The sequence below is a fragment of the Sphingomonas faeni genome (genome assembly GCF_024273235.1).
Lineage (GTDB): Bacteria > Pseudomonadota > Alphaproteobacteria > Sphingomonadales > Sphingomonadaceae > Sphingomonas > Sphingomonas faeni_A.
Genome location: NZ_JANBVH010000020.1, coordinates 54,965 through 70,999, shown reverse-complemented (window position 1 = coordinate 70,999; position 16,035 = coordinate 54,965). Strand labels below are relative to the sequence as shown.

The 16,035-nt window shown below is 64.3% G+C and carries 4 protein-coding genes; all 4 read left to right on the top strand.

What is annotated here, in order from left to right:
- The first annotated feature begins 630 nt into the window (after positions 1–630).
- From NLI89_RS12435 to NLI89_RS21895, 4 genes are read left to right on the top strand one after another with little or no spacing between them, the layout of a single operon-like run.
- Positions 631–1,689: a hypothetical protein gene (locus NLI89_RS12435; protein WP_254687299.1), complete on the top strand. Its 1,059-nt coding sequence runs from the start codon at positions 631–633 to the stop codon at positions 1,687–1,689.
- On the top strand, positions 1,686–5,081 hold the full coding sequence (locus tag NLI89_RS12430; protein WP_254687298.1) for a hypothetical protein: 3,396 nt from the start codon (positions 1,686–1,688) through the stop codon (positions 5,079–5,081). The genes NLI89_RS12435 and NLI89_RS12430 overlap by 4 nt, the downstream gene beginning before the upstream one ends.
- Positions 5,071–14,358: an RNaseH domain-containing protein gene (locus tag NLI89_RS12425; RefSeq protein WP_254687297.1), complete on the top strand. Its 9,288-nt coding sequence runs from the start codon at positions 5,071–5,073 to the stop codon at positions 14,356–14,358. The genes NLI89_RS12430 and NLI89_RS12425 overlap by 11 nt, the downstream gene beginning before the upstream one ends.
- On the top strand, positions 14,355–16,001 hold the full coding sequence (locus NLI89_RS21895) for an AAA family ATPase (protein ID WP_254687296.1): 1,647 nt from the start codon (positions 14,355–14,357) through the stop codon (positions 15,999–16,001). The genes NLI89_RS12425 and NLI89_RS21895 overlap by 4 nt, the downstream gene beginning before the upstream one ends.
- The last annotated feature ends 34 nt before the right edge of the window (positions 16,002–16,035 follow it).

The window sequence follows — 16,035 nt, the reverse complement described above, 5'->3', positions numbered from 1 at the left end:
AGGCGATTGGCAACTATGCGCCCTAGTTTTGTACGTTCGGCGTGCATTTCGGTGATCTCAAAAGCCAACATTTCGGCAAACGAGCCAAGCGCCGTAGGGCCAAGATGGCACAAGCAGGTACTCCTCAGGGCGCAGCCTGACGACACTCGCAAGGGCGGCGTCCGCGAACGGGCTGCCAGTCCCGCTCTCGTTGGATAGCTGCAGAACTAAGCAGCAAGCTTTCCAGCAACAGATGCGCGCGACGAAATATCGACGGTGCGCGGTCGAGCCTTACTTGCGTCTGATGGCGCGTCGGTAGAGAGTTCAATAAGTGAACCTTGAATCGCACCGCCTCCCGAGGATACTCGCCCGTTCTCACGAGAAATCAAAAGACAAGCGATGGAACTGCAACCAGATTGGATATCGCCATAGGTGCGGTCAAACCCGCCGGTGTACTAAAAGCTGCGGCTGCGGCTGCGCCTGCGAGAAGTCACCGATCGGTCCAAATCGTGCGCTGGTGGTGACTCTCGCTGGAGCTTGGGGGAACTCGATGAAGTCTGTTGAGGTGGCCTGCCTCGGCCGAGCGGCTCGTCGTCCCGGTCTGCGGGGGCTGCCTTGCTTGAACAATTAGCCGCGATTAGTACCGCTCAGATGCTCGCTCGCGGACTATGCGAGATCTACGAGCGCATTTCGAACGATGGAGGTTCGGTTCAGCAGGACTCGAGCCTCCCGCCGATCGCTCGGCGTGCGCTAGCGCGTCTGTCGCGCCTGTGCGTCGATGAGGGCGTCGAGGACATCGGTTCAAGTATTCACCTCGTCATGGGGAGGGCGACGCTTCCGATGCGGAGTTGGGGAGTGCCGAGCTTCGCGGATGGCTTCCGCTACGGCGACGTCGAGCTCGCCGATGGCTCGCTTGGCGTGCCGACCGACGACTGCCGCGAGCTCGCCCGCATGGGCGGGAGCGAGATCAACGCGGAGGAGGACCTTCACCACGAGCAGCTCCGGGCCGCAGTCCAAAGCTACCCGGCAAGCCAGCGCGCGAGTGCCTACACCGCGATCCGAGAACTGGTCGTGCGACGACCCGTCATCTCGCAGAACGAGCTGCACGACTTTATCTCCCGTGGGCATGCGCACGCCGCCCGGACGATCCACGGGCTCTACCGGTCGATCCCGCAGGGTGCCCTGTCCGGAGGCGTGGCTCGACGCTGCGGGCGGTGCGGCGCACTGCTTTGGCCGGTTCGCGATCCGGCGTTCCCGGATGGTCGGTGTCAAGTGCGGCAGTGTGTGCTCGAGGGCGAGACCGTCCCGGGCGAGGTGATCGACCAGCCATCGCTTAGCCGCTTGGCCAACGCGGCATTGCTTGCGTTCTGGGTCGGTCCAGGGCTTGACGAGGTTCGCCTGCACGACGCGCTCATCGCGCGCGGAAGGAACTCGGTCCTCTATCCCATGGCCGACGCGGCCGACGTCGGGCTGGACGCCCTTTCGGTCGGCCTCGATGTGAAGAGCTATGCGAGCCCGCTGGTCCTCGGCGCGCGACTGTCACGTGGCATTGGCCGCCTGTCACTCTTCGGCCGTCGGGTGATAGTCGTCCCTGACTACAAGTTGCGGATCAATCCCCGCTACATCGATGACCTCCGCGGGGCCTACACCGGTGATGAGGCGCTCGAGTTCATGACAGTGGCGTCGGCTATCCGGGCGTTTGGCGTATGAGGGCCCAGCCGCCAGGTTTCCAGGGTGTGCTGGGTGCGCAGTGGCTGTGCGCGGCCATGGACGTGCTGCTCGGCGAGCGTGACTTGCGAAACGCTCCGGCGCTCATGTCTGGGTTCGGCTCCGTCCTCGATAGCGACGCCGTCCGGCGTTTCGCACCGGCGGCGACCGCCCTTAGGCTGCTTGGGGTGGTGGCTGCCTCGGAGATCCAACTCAGGCAGCTTGCCTACTCCGCTGTCGGCTGGGAGGAGGACCACCGGGACGACGCGGACTACCGCGAGCCGCCATACAGGATCGACGTCTCTGATCCCCGCCTGCCGTTTCACCGCAGGGTGCCGCTGGACGATCCCGAGCTGGCGGCGATGGTCGCGGCGCTCACGTCGCCTCTTGGGCTTCGGCGATGGACGATCGCGCATGCCAACGCAGGCCAGTCCATGGCGATCGAGGCGGGACCCGCGGGAGCATCCGAGCGGATCACGGTCGATCTCGACGGTCTCGAGCCAGAGCCTCCGCCTCATTTCGACCTGGGACGCGAACCGCGCGGGCCGATCGAGATCCCGGTCACCGACCTTATCGCCGTGGCGGATGAGCTCGACGCGATCGACCGTGAGCATCCCGAGCGCCCAGCCGGCAACTGGGCCTCTCGCCTCCGCGAGGCGGATGGATCGATGAAGGTGGAGTTCCTCTCGCCGGATCGTGTCGGAGGTCGGCTGGTTGCTGGCGACCGCCTGCGGATCGATGGGCTGCGCCATCTCATCGGCTTGCCCGGCACCGGAAAGACCACGCTGATCGTGTTGCTGCTGATGTGGCTCGACGCGCGCGGGTACCGCGCCGTCGTGCTCCTGCCGTCGATCGAGACGTCGCTCAACCTAATGGCGGACCTGAGCACCTATGGCGCCGACGTCGGCCTACTTGTCGGGCAGTCTCCCCAGACCCGGATCGAGCACGCGCGAAAGCTCGCCGACAGGATCGGCGCGGACGAGGCAAGGGGTTTTGGCAGGACAGTCGACGGTGCCGAACTGCTGGCGCTCAACTGCGCGCTCGGTGGATACGAGGAGGATCCGCAGCCTGACCGAGAGTTCCCCCACCTTGCGCCACCATGCATGTCGGTGCTGCAGCGGCCACTGAAGGCAGACGGCACGCCGAAGGCCCAGGAGGTGGCCCACCTCTGCCCGCTATCCGGTCAGTGCGGCCGCCTGCGTGCGCCGCGCGAGCTTGTGGATCACCGCATCTGGCTCGGTCACGTGCTGTCGCTGGACACACGGATCAGCCCGCACTTCGTGGACGAGCGCGTGCGGCATTTCGAAGCCGTCGCGATGACCGCGGATCTCGTGATCGTCGACGAGGCCGACGGTGCCCAGGCGGTGCTGGACGGCAAGGCGGTCGCGTCGCTCGACCTAACGGGTAGCGAGTCAAGCTACGAGCATGCTCTCAACCGCGACCTGTTCGTGCCCCTGTCCGCCGGCCGGACCGACATGGCGGCGAGCAACATCCAGCAGTACGGCCGCGCGGCGTCGGACTTCCGGAGCCTCAACCACAGCCTCGTCGGCCACCTGAGGCGCCTGCGGGTGCGCAGCGGCATCGAGACGCCGCTCTCGCGCTTCGAGGACACGTTCGTCACCGGCAACAACATCCTGACCGCGATCTTCAGCCCGGCAGACATCTCATTGCTCGAGGGGCAGGAGCAGGAGGCGGAGGAGCGGCGCTTCAACGCGATACGGGCGCTCTGGGATGGCTGCATCCGTGCGGCGCTGATGCGGCGGACTGACGAGGATCAGGACGTCGACGGGTATGGCTTCGAACCCGACCGTATCGCGGTAGACATTGCGCGGAGCCGTGAGGAGGTGACCGACGCGGCGACGGCCATCGCAGCCGCGACGCGCTACTGGATCTCCGAACCGCTTGCAGCGCGGCGGGACGAGTATCTCGAGGAGATCCGTGGCCGCATGTTCGGGCTTGTCAGCCCCAATGGCGAGATCGGGCGCGACGATCTCGTCGAGCTTTTCCGCTTCCTCGTCGGCGCGACGACCGTAATCATGCAGTTCCTAGCGCTGATCCCTGCCCAGCAGGCCATGATTGCGGAGGGCGTCCACCGCGAGCCGCTGTTCCAGCAGGGGATCTCCGAGGACTTGGGCAGGCTCGTTCCCGAGGCGCTTATCGGCCGGCTTTCGGGTATCCGCTTTCGCTACGAGGACGATGGTCCGCGCTCGCGGGTTCGGCTGCAGTACGTGTCGTTCCGCGGCGCCCCTCGCACGCTGATGTACCGGCTTGGCGGTTTGCTGCGTCATGAGGGGAGGGTGCGGGGTCCGAACGTCCTGCTCGCCAGCGCGACGTCGTATCTCGAGGAGAGCCCGACGTTCCACATACCCGTCGGCCCGGACATCGTCCTGCGGCGCCCGGACGTCGGACGTGCCTGGGAGGATTCACGCTACGTGTTCGCGCCGATCGTCGATCCCTCGCAGCCATCAAGCTTCCTGAGGTTCAGCGGCGCCCCGCTCGGCACGCGTGATCGCGTGCTGCGCAAGATGGTGGATCACTACTTCCAGGGTGATGATCCTCTGGTGTTCCAGATGACGAGGGACTTCGACGAGGGCCGCAAGGTCGGCATCGTCGTGAACAGCTACGAGCAGGTCAAGAAGGTGAAGGCGCATATCAAGCGCGTCTATCCCGGGGTCGCAGGCAGAGTGGTCGGCGTGACCAACCGCCCGCCAGAGCATAACGAGGGCGACTGGGTGACCGCGGCGCAGGTTGAGAGGCTCAGCATGCGCGATAACTGGGACGTCATCGTCTTCCCGATGAAGGCGCTCGCCCGCGGTGTGAACATCGTCTTCGAGAGCGGCCCGCGGCGTCGCGACGCGCTGCTTGGAACCCTGGTCTTCCTCGCTCGCCCGCATCCCGCGTCGGAGAGCCTCGACCTTGTGGCCGGTATCGCCGGCGAGCGGTCGCTTCGGTTTGACATGCGGGACTTCCCGCCTGATGCCGACGTCGGCTCGATCGCGGCGCAGTGGCGCGAGGCACGGCGCGAGCTTTCGCTCGTCATCCGGCGGCTCCTGCGGTTCCCGCTGCAGGCGAGCCGGCTTGGCGACCTCGCGGTGCCTTTCACTGCCGACATCATGGTCGACGTCCTTCAGACGATCGGCCGAGCAATGCGCAACGGCTGCGCGGCACGCGCGATCTTCGTCGACGCCGCCTGGGCGCCGCGATCGGCGGCGGGTCATGCCGACTCTAGGCGGAGCAGCATGCTTGTCGCAATGCGCGATATCCTGCGAGCGCGGCTGAACGACCCCGATCCGGTGGACGCCGAGATCTATCGCGCCCTGTACGAACCCTTCTACGAACCGCTCTCGCGCTGTGCCGGGCTGCGTTGCACCGATGGACCTGACGATGAAGAATGATCAGCTTCCCGACGCCCTCTACAGAAGCGTGAAGGGGAGCCGCTCGGCTGGTCGCGCGACACTTGTCTGCTCGCTCCAGCATGACGGCACCGTCCCGGTGGTGGTCGACGCCGAGCGCGCGGCTTGGACGCCGCGCGCCGCGGCGATCCTGCGGGAGTTGAGGCAGGCGGGCGGAGAGTCCGGCACCGACCGCGGAAACTCCCTTCCATTCGCGTCGCTGCGGGCGGCGATCGCCACGGTCGTTCCCGAGGCGGTGCTGCTCGAGAGGGACCTCGGCGGTCCCTGGCTTGAGAACCCGCGACCGTTCCTCGATGTACCGCCCCAACCGGAACTCAGGGATCGTCTCGGCCGTGCCCTGTCGTTGTGGTCGGCGCAGGTCCTGCGGCCGTGGGCTGAGAAGGTCGAGGCAGACGAGATCCTAGTCGACACCCTTCAGGAGATGGGACGCGACGCTTTCGAGGTGGGCCGCATTGACGGAAGCCTCCCCGAGGTCATCGCGGCTGGAAGATCTTTTCCGCAGATACGTGACGCGATCGTCCAGCAGTTCGCCGGGGCGCTGGAAGGCAAGGAGCTCTTCGACGGGCTTGGTCCGGTCTGGCGCATCGTGCGGGGGAACGGGAAGTCGAACGAGCTGGAGTTCATCACCTGGCCAGCTGTGCATGAGGACGCGCTCTATTCGATGGTAGCGTGCGTCACCGTAGAGACGATGCCCTTCAGCAAGCAGCCCATCATCAACGTTCGGGCCTCGAGGCGTCGCTGGTTGGCAAATGTCCCTTCGGGCGGCCCCTTGACGGGGCAGCGCGGGGTGACCGTCACGCTCATGGGGCGCTTGGGACCGCATGTCGCGCTCGAGGTCTCCGCGCCGGTGCGCGCGCGCAAGGTCCAGGACCCGGTCGCGCCGGAGTTCCTGGGACAGCTGCTGCGCGTCGGTCCCGCTGACCTGGGGGCACCATTGTCGGAGCTTGTCGAGCGCGGTGCGGGGAGCGAGACATTCGTCGGGGTCGCCTACTCGCCAAAGCTCGGCGGCTCCCACCCGATCGGTGCCGGCGTCTCGACGCGCGACCAGACGGATCTTTTCGATGCGGTGCAGGAAGCCGTTGACCCGCTCGGGTTCGTGCCACTCGACTTCGCGGAGACGCCACCCATCCGGCGCGCGCCCAAGCGCTCCGAGGAACTGCACAAGGCGCTTGAGACCGAGGCACTTCTTTCCGACATTGCGATCTCGATGGGGCGTAACGACCTCGACGACGATGCATCGCTGGAGGTCGCGTGGGCATCGCTTGGCCTTGGCGAGGAGGCGCCGCCTGTAACCGCGTCGACGGCGGCAACCGCACGGGAACGGCTTGCGGAGGTCCGCAGCGCGAACGCGGCGCGCGTCATACGCGTGTTCGGTGATCGGAAGCCCTCTGTGGTCCTCATCGCCCGCACGGACGACGAGCGGCGATTACTCCAGACGGTACTCACTTCGTTGTTCGGCTCAGCCGTAGAGATTGAGGCTCGCGCCTTGCCGGCCGGCACCCATGGCGCGAAGGCGAGCCTTCCGGTGGCGGACGGTAAGACGGCGCAGCGCTTCGAGGCCAGGGTCGAGGCTTGGCGTCCACTCGCCGAGATCATTGCAAAGACCCGCGACGGCAGCCATGCGTTGGTCCAGGCGACCGACTGGTACGACAAGAAGCCGGACGATCCGGTCAACAAGCCCGCGGGCAGATATGCCCTGGCCTCGATCGCCAATGCCAACGTGCAGTATCTTCGTCCCAGAGCGCCTGGTCACCGGGGCTTCGCCAACTACCTGCACCGGGTGCAGGCTGCGGTGTATGATCTGGTGTTTGGTCATTCGGGCCTGGTCTCTGAAGTTGCTAGCGTGGTGGCTGGCGGCTTCCCGGACGTCGAGACGCGGCCGACCTCCATTATCGGGATATCGGTACTTACGCAGGCGCGTAACCGCTTCTCCGCCACTTCCGGAAAGCTATGCATCGCGACCCGCATCGACTGCGACACCGGCCGCACGACCGCGCGCGTCGGCTGGCACGATGGCGGCATGCGGTGGTCGGCCAGCTGGGAGCCGCTATTCGAGGCGCTCAAGAAGATCGCCAGCCCAAACATCAAGGCATCGCTCGGTGGACCCGCGGTCGAACGCGAGAGCTTCCAGACGTTTGTTCGCGAGATCCTAGACGAGCGTGCCGAGGTCGGCGATCGTCCTTTCGTCATGATCGACAGCACGAGTGCCTCGTCGCTCTGGCCGTGGCTCACCGACGGAAAGGTGGGTGGCGAGATGGCGCTCGGCACGGAGCGCCTCGACGCGTCCCGGCGCTGGCCCGGGGTTCGCATCGTCAGGATCAGGCTTGGGCACGCCGCCCGCATCGCGGAACGCAAGACGGCTCTCTACGAGCAGGCGGAGCCGATCGCGGCGTCTACCGCCAGGCTTCTGGAACGATACTGTCCCACGGTGGTCGCCCGAACCGTCCGGCTGGGCGGCGTGGGAACCGGAACAGGTCACTACTGGTCGACAGCGGGCTATTTCCAGATGTCGTTCCCGCGTGGGCTGAGCGTGTATCGGACGTTTTGGTCGATGGTACCCGTGCAGAAGGCCTTCAAGGACGCGCCCACGCCGGTGGATCCGAAAGGCCTTCTCGCCAAGCTCGAGATCCCGATATTTGACGTCAGCTACCGTTTGCCCAATCCGATCGAGATCACGGTGGCTACGACGGTCATGGGGGATGACCCGGATCGCATCGCCCACTTCGTCTCGAGCCTCCGATACGGATACGGGCACACCGCGGCCTCCACCTCGCTCCCCGCGCCACTCTCGTTCCAGTCCAAGGTTCGCGACTACATGACGCGGTTCGCCCTCGATGTCTCCGACGAGGAGGACGAAGCCGCGGCGGAAGACGGGATAGGCGCCATCGAAGGGGAGGGCACGTCTGGGCAGGAAGAGCCTGCCAACGAGCAGGACACGGCGTTTCAGGTGACCGACCCTCGCGCCTGGCGGCAACTTCTGGAGAAGGACGAGGTCTCCGTTGTGACTGCTGCACCGGTAGCCGAGCCCGAGGCCCCAATCGAGCGAGAGGCGGCGGCGGTCGTTGTTTCGGATACGACCGGCGAAGATGATGCAGACGGGGGCGGCGCTTCGTCCGACTCTACGCCCGAAGGCGACGACCGGACTTGGTCTGAGCTACAGCCCGTCATCAGGCTTCCAGCGTTCGTGACGGTCGACTGGCTCGCCGCGAACGCGACGGTCGCGAACAGTCAGTTGCGTGCGATCCACGAGGAACGCGATCTGCTCATGAGGCTTAGTGGCTTCGGCGGCTGGCCTTTGCAGAGGCCTAGCCAGGCGGAGTTTGCCGCTCTCCTGCATGCTGGACTGCGCTATCCCCGCTTTGCCGTCGCTTTCACGCAGATCGCAAAGCGCAGCGTGGCGTTGGCCAAGCGCCAATACTGGTCGATCTTCAAGAACATCTTGAGCTCGGCTTACGGTCTTTCTGCGGGCATCTCGCAGGCATCCGGGCGCCACACGCCACCTAAGACCGACATGGACATCGCCGAGACCCTCGCAAACGGGGGGCAACTCGACTTGGCCCTCGCTCACCTGTTCCGCAGGGCTTACATCAAGCCCCTGCCGGCGGAAGTGCGGAGAATGATAGCCGCCGACGACCACTATTTACCGCTTCGAGAATTCATCGCGGACGTCAGCAAGCATCTCCACCGCAGCGACTACGACTGGGAGACCGACCTCCAGACGTTCCCGACGAACCCTGCGGAGGGCACGATTGTGATCAGCGACGCTGGCGAGGCCGCGAAGACACTCGCCATCGGCGAGGCGGACGATGACGGCAAACAGGGCGGCGATCCCGCGACACTTCAAGAGAAAGACCACGACTTGCACATTTCCCCGCAGGCTGAGCCGAACGCGACGCCATTGGCTACGGTCGATACCGAACGGACGCCGATGTCTGACGGTCTGGAGCAGTGGGCGGACGAGATGGCCGCGATAGTCGCCGCGGCTCGCTCCGCTTCGTCCCCCGACGCGGATGTTCTTGACCAGCTGTCCTCGCACGTCGGGCGCGCTGCAGAGGCACTCTCGGCGTTTGTGGCGTCGCGTCCCAGGGGGATCGATTCGGCGCGACTGCTCGATCGTGCACTCGAGGTTTTCACTGCGGCACTCACCGTTATGGTTGAGGCGCAGGAGCCCGAGGAGAGCATTCCGGTCGCGCCGACGGGTCCGTTCGCAGAACTGGTTGAGCCGGAATTGGCGGCCGAACTGGAGGCTAGCCTATCGATCGCCGAGGAACTCGCGAGTGAAGCCGGGTCGGCGATAGCGGACGCGAAAGAGATCCTTGGCAAGATGCAGATGGCCCGCTTGCCGGAGGCCATGTCGCTTAAGGCCAAGGCCGTCACCCACAGCCGCGACGCGGCGGAGCGCGCCATCGAAGCGCTGGACAGGATCAAGACTGGATCTGGGATTGAACCGGGAGAGACTACCGCGGCGCCAGCAATCTCGCTGGATCTGAAGGTCGTGGCCCCCCCCAATGCCACTGAAGAGATAGTGGATGACGACGCGTCGGATGACGGCGTCGCCGATGCCGGCCTTTGGGATTCTGCGCAGGATGCCGACGTCCCCGACGAGCCGATCGAGATGGATGTCGGCTCGGAGCAACTCGCAGACGCGATCATGGGAGATGGCCTCACCGACGCGTCCGATGAGCAGGTGGACCCTGTTACGGCGACGCCAGGGCCCGATCCGCTCCAGCCGATGCTGCTGGAACGGTTCGAGAATTTCGTCGCAGGTGGTCGGTTCGGTCTGGCCTTCCATATGTCCCGGGCTGCGAGCGAGGCAGCCCTGTTCGATGCATTCCCACTGAGTAGAGCGGAGCTGCGTCTCGCCGCCATCTCAGGACACGTCAGCCATGCGGCGCTTCAGGGAAGCCCGTTTGTGCACGAATTACTCAAAGGCGTGCACAATACCTTCAGCGAAATGGAGGACGAAGCTCCACATGCCGTCGCACGTCGGATCCTCGCGCTCGGATCGCTTGCGGAGTTTGCGCTGTTCCACAACGATCCTGCAGGCAAGGACGCGCTCGAGGAACTGCGGAACGTCGCGGACGGTCTCGGTGACGCGGTCCACGTCTTCCGCGAGGCGCTCGGGGCCCCGCTCAAGCACGGCCTCAATCTCAGTCCGGCGCTTATGCGTGCGGCGGGAGAGGAGGCCAAGGACGACGAAAATTCGCGCCGTCTGATTGCGCGGGTCCTGAGCGACATCGAGGATTTTTCGAACAAGACCTACAAGTTCCAGCTCGGCAACAAGCTCCGCAACGTGTTGACCAAGAGCGACGGTGAGCTTGGCCGGCTTCGTGACCGCGTCGCGAAGGGTGGCAATCCCGCGCTCGAGGCGACGCGAGAATTCGCGACGAGCTACCGCGACCGTGGACAGATCATTGATCTCCTGGCGGTGGCGGAAATTCGGGCGAACAACTTCAAAATGACCGGCATCGACGGCATCGCGCGCGACAGGATGGTAGGCCTTATCCAAGGGATAGCTGCAACTTGCGCCGAGTATGTTGAAATCAGTGACGCAGCACCGGCGATTAAGCGCACCCTGGCGAACATCCAGCGTGACAGGACCGAGATCGTAGACGCGACGACTGCGCTTGACGCGGCACTCGAACGGTACGAGCCAAACGGAGCGCTGGAAGAGGGCGCAGTGCGTTCGGCGCGGCGCGCACTCGCTGGCTTCCTTGGCCTCGTGCGGGGTTTGGGAAGAACTCCTCAGCCAACGGATCACCTAGCGGCCGTTCATGCGCCGCTACTCTGGGTACCGACTTTGGACTTCGGCCTAGGGTGGCTTCCGTCGCCATACGTCCCAGAAACCGTGCTTGAGTTGCTGGTCCACTCGGACCCAGCCGGACTGTCGGAGCCGGTCGGACCGGAGGCATTCGCCGAGCAGGTTCGAGATCGCATCTCGACCGGTTCGCACATTCCCGCGGCAATGATGCTTTCTCTCGGGGGCTACTACGCAATCCCGGCGGAGGATGTGCAGGGTCTGCAGGAGTTCAGGCTCGACGATATGGGGACCAGGCGTGACGCCCTGAACTCCCAGCTTCTCGAGGCAAGGTTGCTGGTTGACCGGGCGCAGCGGACTAGCGGCGCCGGTTCGCAGGACGAGGCACAGTCGCTTCTTTCGCTGCTCGATCGAATCTCGCCTGACGAGCTTCCTAGCGAGGTCCCGCTTGAATCCCGAGGCGAGGACGTCGAGCTCGAACAGATTCTCGATTTTAAGGCCGCCTACGGCCTTATCGACGACGTGCGCACGAAGGTGGAGACGCTGCTAAAGCGTCCGAGGGATGCGTTGATGGCGCGGATCGAGGCGATGGCGAAGGCCGGTACCGCCGCTGCTGGCGATCTGGCCAAGGTGCGTAGCCTCGTGGTCGGAGACGACCTCCTAACCGCAAACGAGTATCTGGAGTTCCTGCAAGACGGAAGGGCGCTTCCCGAGACCACTTCGCCGAACCCGCGGTTTCGCGCCTTCTACCCAGCTGTTCCGGAGCAGCTGACGGCTACGCCACGTCCGTCGCTCGATCAGCTTGCAACGGCGATCGGTCAGGGATCGGGCTTCGCCGGCCTGGACTTCGGCCGTCTTCAATCGGACCGACGCGTTGAGGCCCTCGAGGGTCTTGAGCTTTGGAGCGAACTGCGTCGGTCCGTTGCCTCAGGCAGGCAGGAGGCCGACGTTGCTCTGCGGCTTGAGCGCATGTTCGAGCAGTTCGGTCTGCGGGTGGACGTGCGGTCGTCGCAGCAGCGAAACAGCCGAAAGCTGTATGTTGTCGACATGCGGATCGATCTGTTCAAGGACGAGGCATCCGTCCTCCTCCCCGATTTTGGCAGTCTCACCGATGGAAACTACCGGGTCTGCATTGGCATGCGGCTGCCGAACGATGGGGAACTTCGTAGTCTTCAGGCGGAGGCCGGCGTACAGCGCCTGATCTACATCGTCACAGATACGGTGCTTCCCGAGCGCAGGCGCCAGCTACACCTTTCTTGCCTCGAAAACCGGTCGAAGCTCCTGGTCGTCGACGAGGCGATGGTCGTCTTCGCACTCGCCGAGCCGGAGGGCCGTGGCTTGACGCTCATCGAGCTCGCGCAGCCCTTCGCCTACGCCGATCCCTACAAGGACTATGGTAACGGTGCGGTGCCGCGCGAGATGTTCTTCGGCCGCGTCAAGGAGAGGCTGACGCTGCTCGACCCCTTCGGCAGCTGCATCGTCTACGGGGGGCGCCGGCTTGGTAAGACCGCGTTGCTAAAGCAAGTTGCGGACGAGGCTGAGGACACTATTTCCGGGAGCGCCGCCGTCTACGTAAGCATTCGAGAACTGAGCGGCAGCGCCGGCAACCTCTGGTTCTCGATCTCGAAGGAGTTCACGACGGTCTTTAATCGTCCTGTCGACACAAGTGACAAGTTCAGCGATGGCGTACGGGTGTGGCTTGATGCGGACTTTAAGCGGCGGATCCTGGTCCTGCTTGACGAAACAGATAACTTCATAAAGTCGGATTCAACCAAGAACTTCGTGCACTTCATCCAGCTTCAGAAGCTGATGGATGACACCGGGCGCCGCTTCAAGTTCGTGCTGGCTGGTCTACACAATGTGACCCGCCTGGTTCACACGGAGAACTCTCCTCTCAAGCAGATCGCCTCGGACGCGCAGCGCATCGGTCCGCTGATGGACGCTGAGCTCGGGGATGCCGAACTCCTGGTCACCCGCCCGATGGCTGGCATGGGATACGAGTTCCAGAACCGCGAGGACGTCTGGCGCATCCTCAGCTACTGCAACTACTATCCTGTGCTTGTGCAGAAGTTCTGCAAGGGTCTGCTGGAGACGTTGGTCGCGGACGTGAAGAAGCGTCGTTCGCCAGTGGTTATCACCGCCGCTCACATCAAGGAGGCCCTCGACGACGAGGACATCGGCATCGAGAAGGAGATTGGTGAAACCTTCGACATGACTATCAAGATCGAGCAGCGCTACGCGCTGATCGCGAATATCGTTGCCGACCGCGCACTCCGCGACGCGATGAATGGCCGGATCGGTGAGGGCATGTCGGCCGTCGAGGTTCTGGACGCAGCTGAGAGCTGGTGGCCGGAAGCCTTCAGCGAGGCGAACCGGCTTGCGGTAGTTGAGGATCTACTCGACGAGATGGAGGGTCTGGGTGTTCTCCGAGAGGTGTCTGGCTCACGCTGGGCGCTGAGGTCACCAACCATCCTTCGTCTGCTGGGCGACGATGACAAGATCGCCACGACGCGCGGGGATTTCCTCGACAAGGCGGCTCCGTCGGAATTCGATCCGGGTTCTACGCGCCGGAAGCTCCGGCAGAATGACCTTATGCGCATCCCGGAGGGCGTGACCTGTCCGCTCACGCTCAGCCAGGAAACCGATCTGCTGCGAGACCGTGCGCCGGTCACGCTGATTTTCGGAAGTCGCTCGTCAAGCATCGAGATGGTGACTGGCGCGCTTGCGTCACTCGGCGAGGCGATTGACGGGCGGTCATCCGTGGAAGTCCACGCGCGGTCGTTCATGACCGCCGACGCGATGGTAAAGGAACTGAAGCCCGGCAAGGATCAGGTCACCCTGTATGTCGTGCCTGAACTCAGTCCCTGGGATGCAAGCTGGGTGGATCAGGCGCTTCGGTTGAAGCCTGTACGGGAAGGGCGCGTTCGCGTGATTTTTGTCGGTCGTCCTGAACACGCGCTCTCTTGGATCCAGGATCCGCGTCGGGCATCGATGGCGGGTGAGGTCAAGGTCGTACCGCTGCAGACGTGGTCGACGACGCTTGCCGATGACATGCTGGAGCGGGAGCACCTTGATACTGATATGTTCCGCGGTCAGGTGCTAGAGGCGACGGGGGGCTACAACAGTCTCGTCCAGCAGGTCTTCTCGGGAGCCTCTTCTACCGGAGCTAAGTCGTTCGGCGCACGTCTCCAGACGATGGCGAGCCGGCGCCGACGCGAGCAGTCGCTGCCCGTCGAGCTTGGGCTTGTCGGTGATATGCTAGCGGTATTTCGCGGCATCGTGGAGTTCACCAAGGGTGACGACATCACGGCGTACTACATCAAGGACGGCGTGATCGAAGGTCTCGGCCTTGATCTCTCCGGGCAGACCGTCGTGGACTACGGCCTGCTGATGGCCCTGCTTGAGGAACGGCCATTCGACAGGTCGGACGCTGCTGACGGTCGACCGTTCCGGGTGAATCCGCTCCTCAACACGCTCTTTGGCACGAAGGTCGCGCAGTGAGCGCCATCGATTGGGCGAGCGTGGACTGGTGGGACCTTCCCGGTCCGTCGCGCTTCCTCGAGGCAGCCGTTCAGCGGATCGCATCCGACGAAGGCGGCATTGTGGGACTGTCGCTGCCTGGACTGCGTCCTGGTCGGCTTATTGAGGCCCTGACGCAAGCGTTGGAGAGGGACGCCGCGCTGCGCGTCGTCACGGTGGATCCGAGCTCCACGAAGGTTGTGCGCTCCCCCGCACACACGCTGGCTGCTGCGGCCGGCGCCTCACCAGGGTCGATTCGATCGACGGCCGACCTGCTGGGGTCGCGCGATCTGGCGAATATGGTCTTCATCGTCGATGCGGTCGAGGCTGAGTCGTGGTCGTCATGGAGCATCTTCCTCCGCTCATTTAGAAGCGAGCGTCTACGGACCGGCCGTATCACGGCGCCGAGTGTGGTGGTGGTGGCGCCGCGAACACTTCCAACCGCTGAAGTGACAGCCGTGCTGGGTTCCGATCTGCTGCGCTGGCGCAGTGTAGTCGCGCGCGCCGACATGCAGCTCTACGTGGATGCAGTGCTGGGGCGGCCCACTGGTGTAGCTGAGCGCGTCGCGGCGGCCACGATCGCGGAAGTCGCGTGCTGGGACCCGAACATGGTCGGGACGCTCGCCGCATTCAAACTCGAGGATCAGATTGATTCGCGTAAGATCCTGACGGCCGCCTCGCTTCCGCTCGGCTATCCTTCATGGAGCAACGGGTTGGTCGACATCATGGACGGTGCGCCGCACGTGCACACCCTCGGCCTCTTGGATTCTCCCAAGCTCCTGGCACGGCGAATCTGGCGTGCGCACGTCAGCGTGCTTTTCCCGGCCATCGAACAGGTTCGACAGACCTTCGTCCGACGTTACCGGGCTATACTTGAACTGCATCTTCCGTTCGAAAAATCTTTTCCGAATGGCAGGGTCAGGATGTTCGAGGATCCTCTCGAGCTCGAGATCGCTGATGTGTCACGCTTCCTGCAAGACGACATTGGGTACTGGGAAAGGCGCTTGCTGCGCGACTTCGCAAGTTTGCGTACGTCGATGGCGCACATTGAGCCTGCCGAGGCATGGCGGGTAGTTCGTGCGTCCCGAGATTGGGAAACACTGCTAGAGCAGACCGATGAGGTGGCGGAGGTGGCGGGATGGGACTGGCCGCGTTGCGATCAGCGCCTCGTGATGCTGGTCGGTCCATCGGGGGCGGGCAAGTCCACCTACGCCGCGGCCAATTATCCGCCTCAATGGATACTGTCGTCAGACGCGATCCGGCAGGAACTCTCCGGCGGTATCGATATGGCGGGCAGCCAGAAATCGATCTTCGAGGTGCTGCGGCAGCGCGCTCGTGCCCGTCTGTCGGGTGGGCAATCCGTGGTGATCGACGCGACGAACCTTCGTCAGGAGGATCGGCTTATGAACGCCAACATCGTGCCCGACGACATACCGATCGACTATGTGATCATCGACCGCCCGATGGAGTACAAGGTGCGGGACGGCGGCTGGCGGCTCGAAAGAGAGGGCCTTCTGGAGAACCACGCTCGCATCTTTGCCGAGGAGATCGACAACATTTTGCAAGGCGACGAGGTGTGCAACGTTACGGTCATCGACCGAAGGATTGACGGGGGCTCGGCCTAAAGGGGCAGGCGCTACGGCCTCGAGCGCCTCGGCG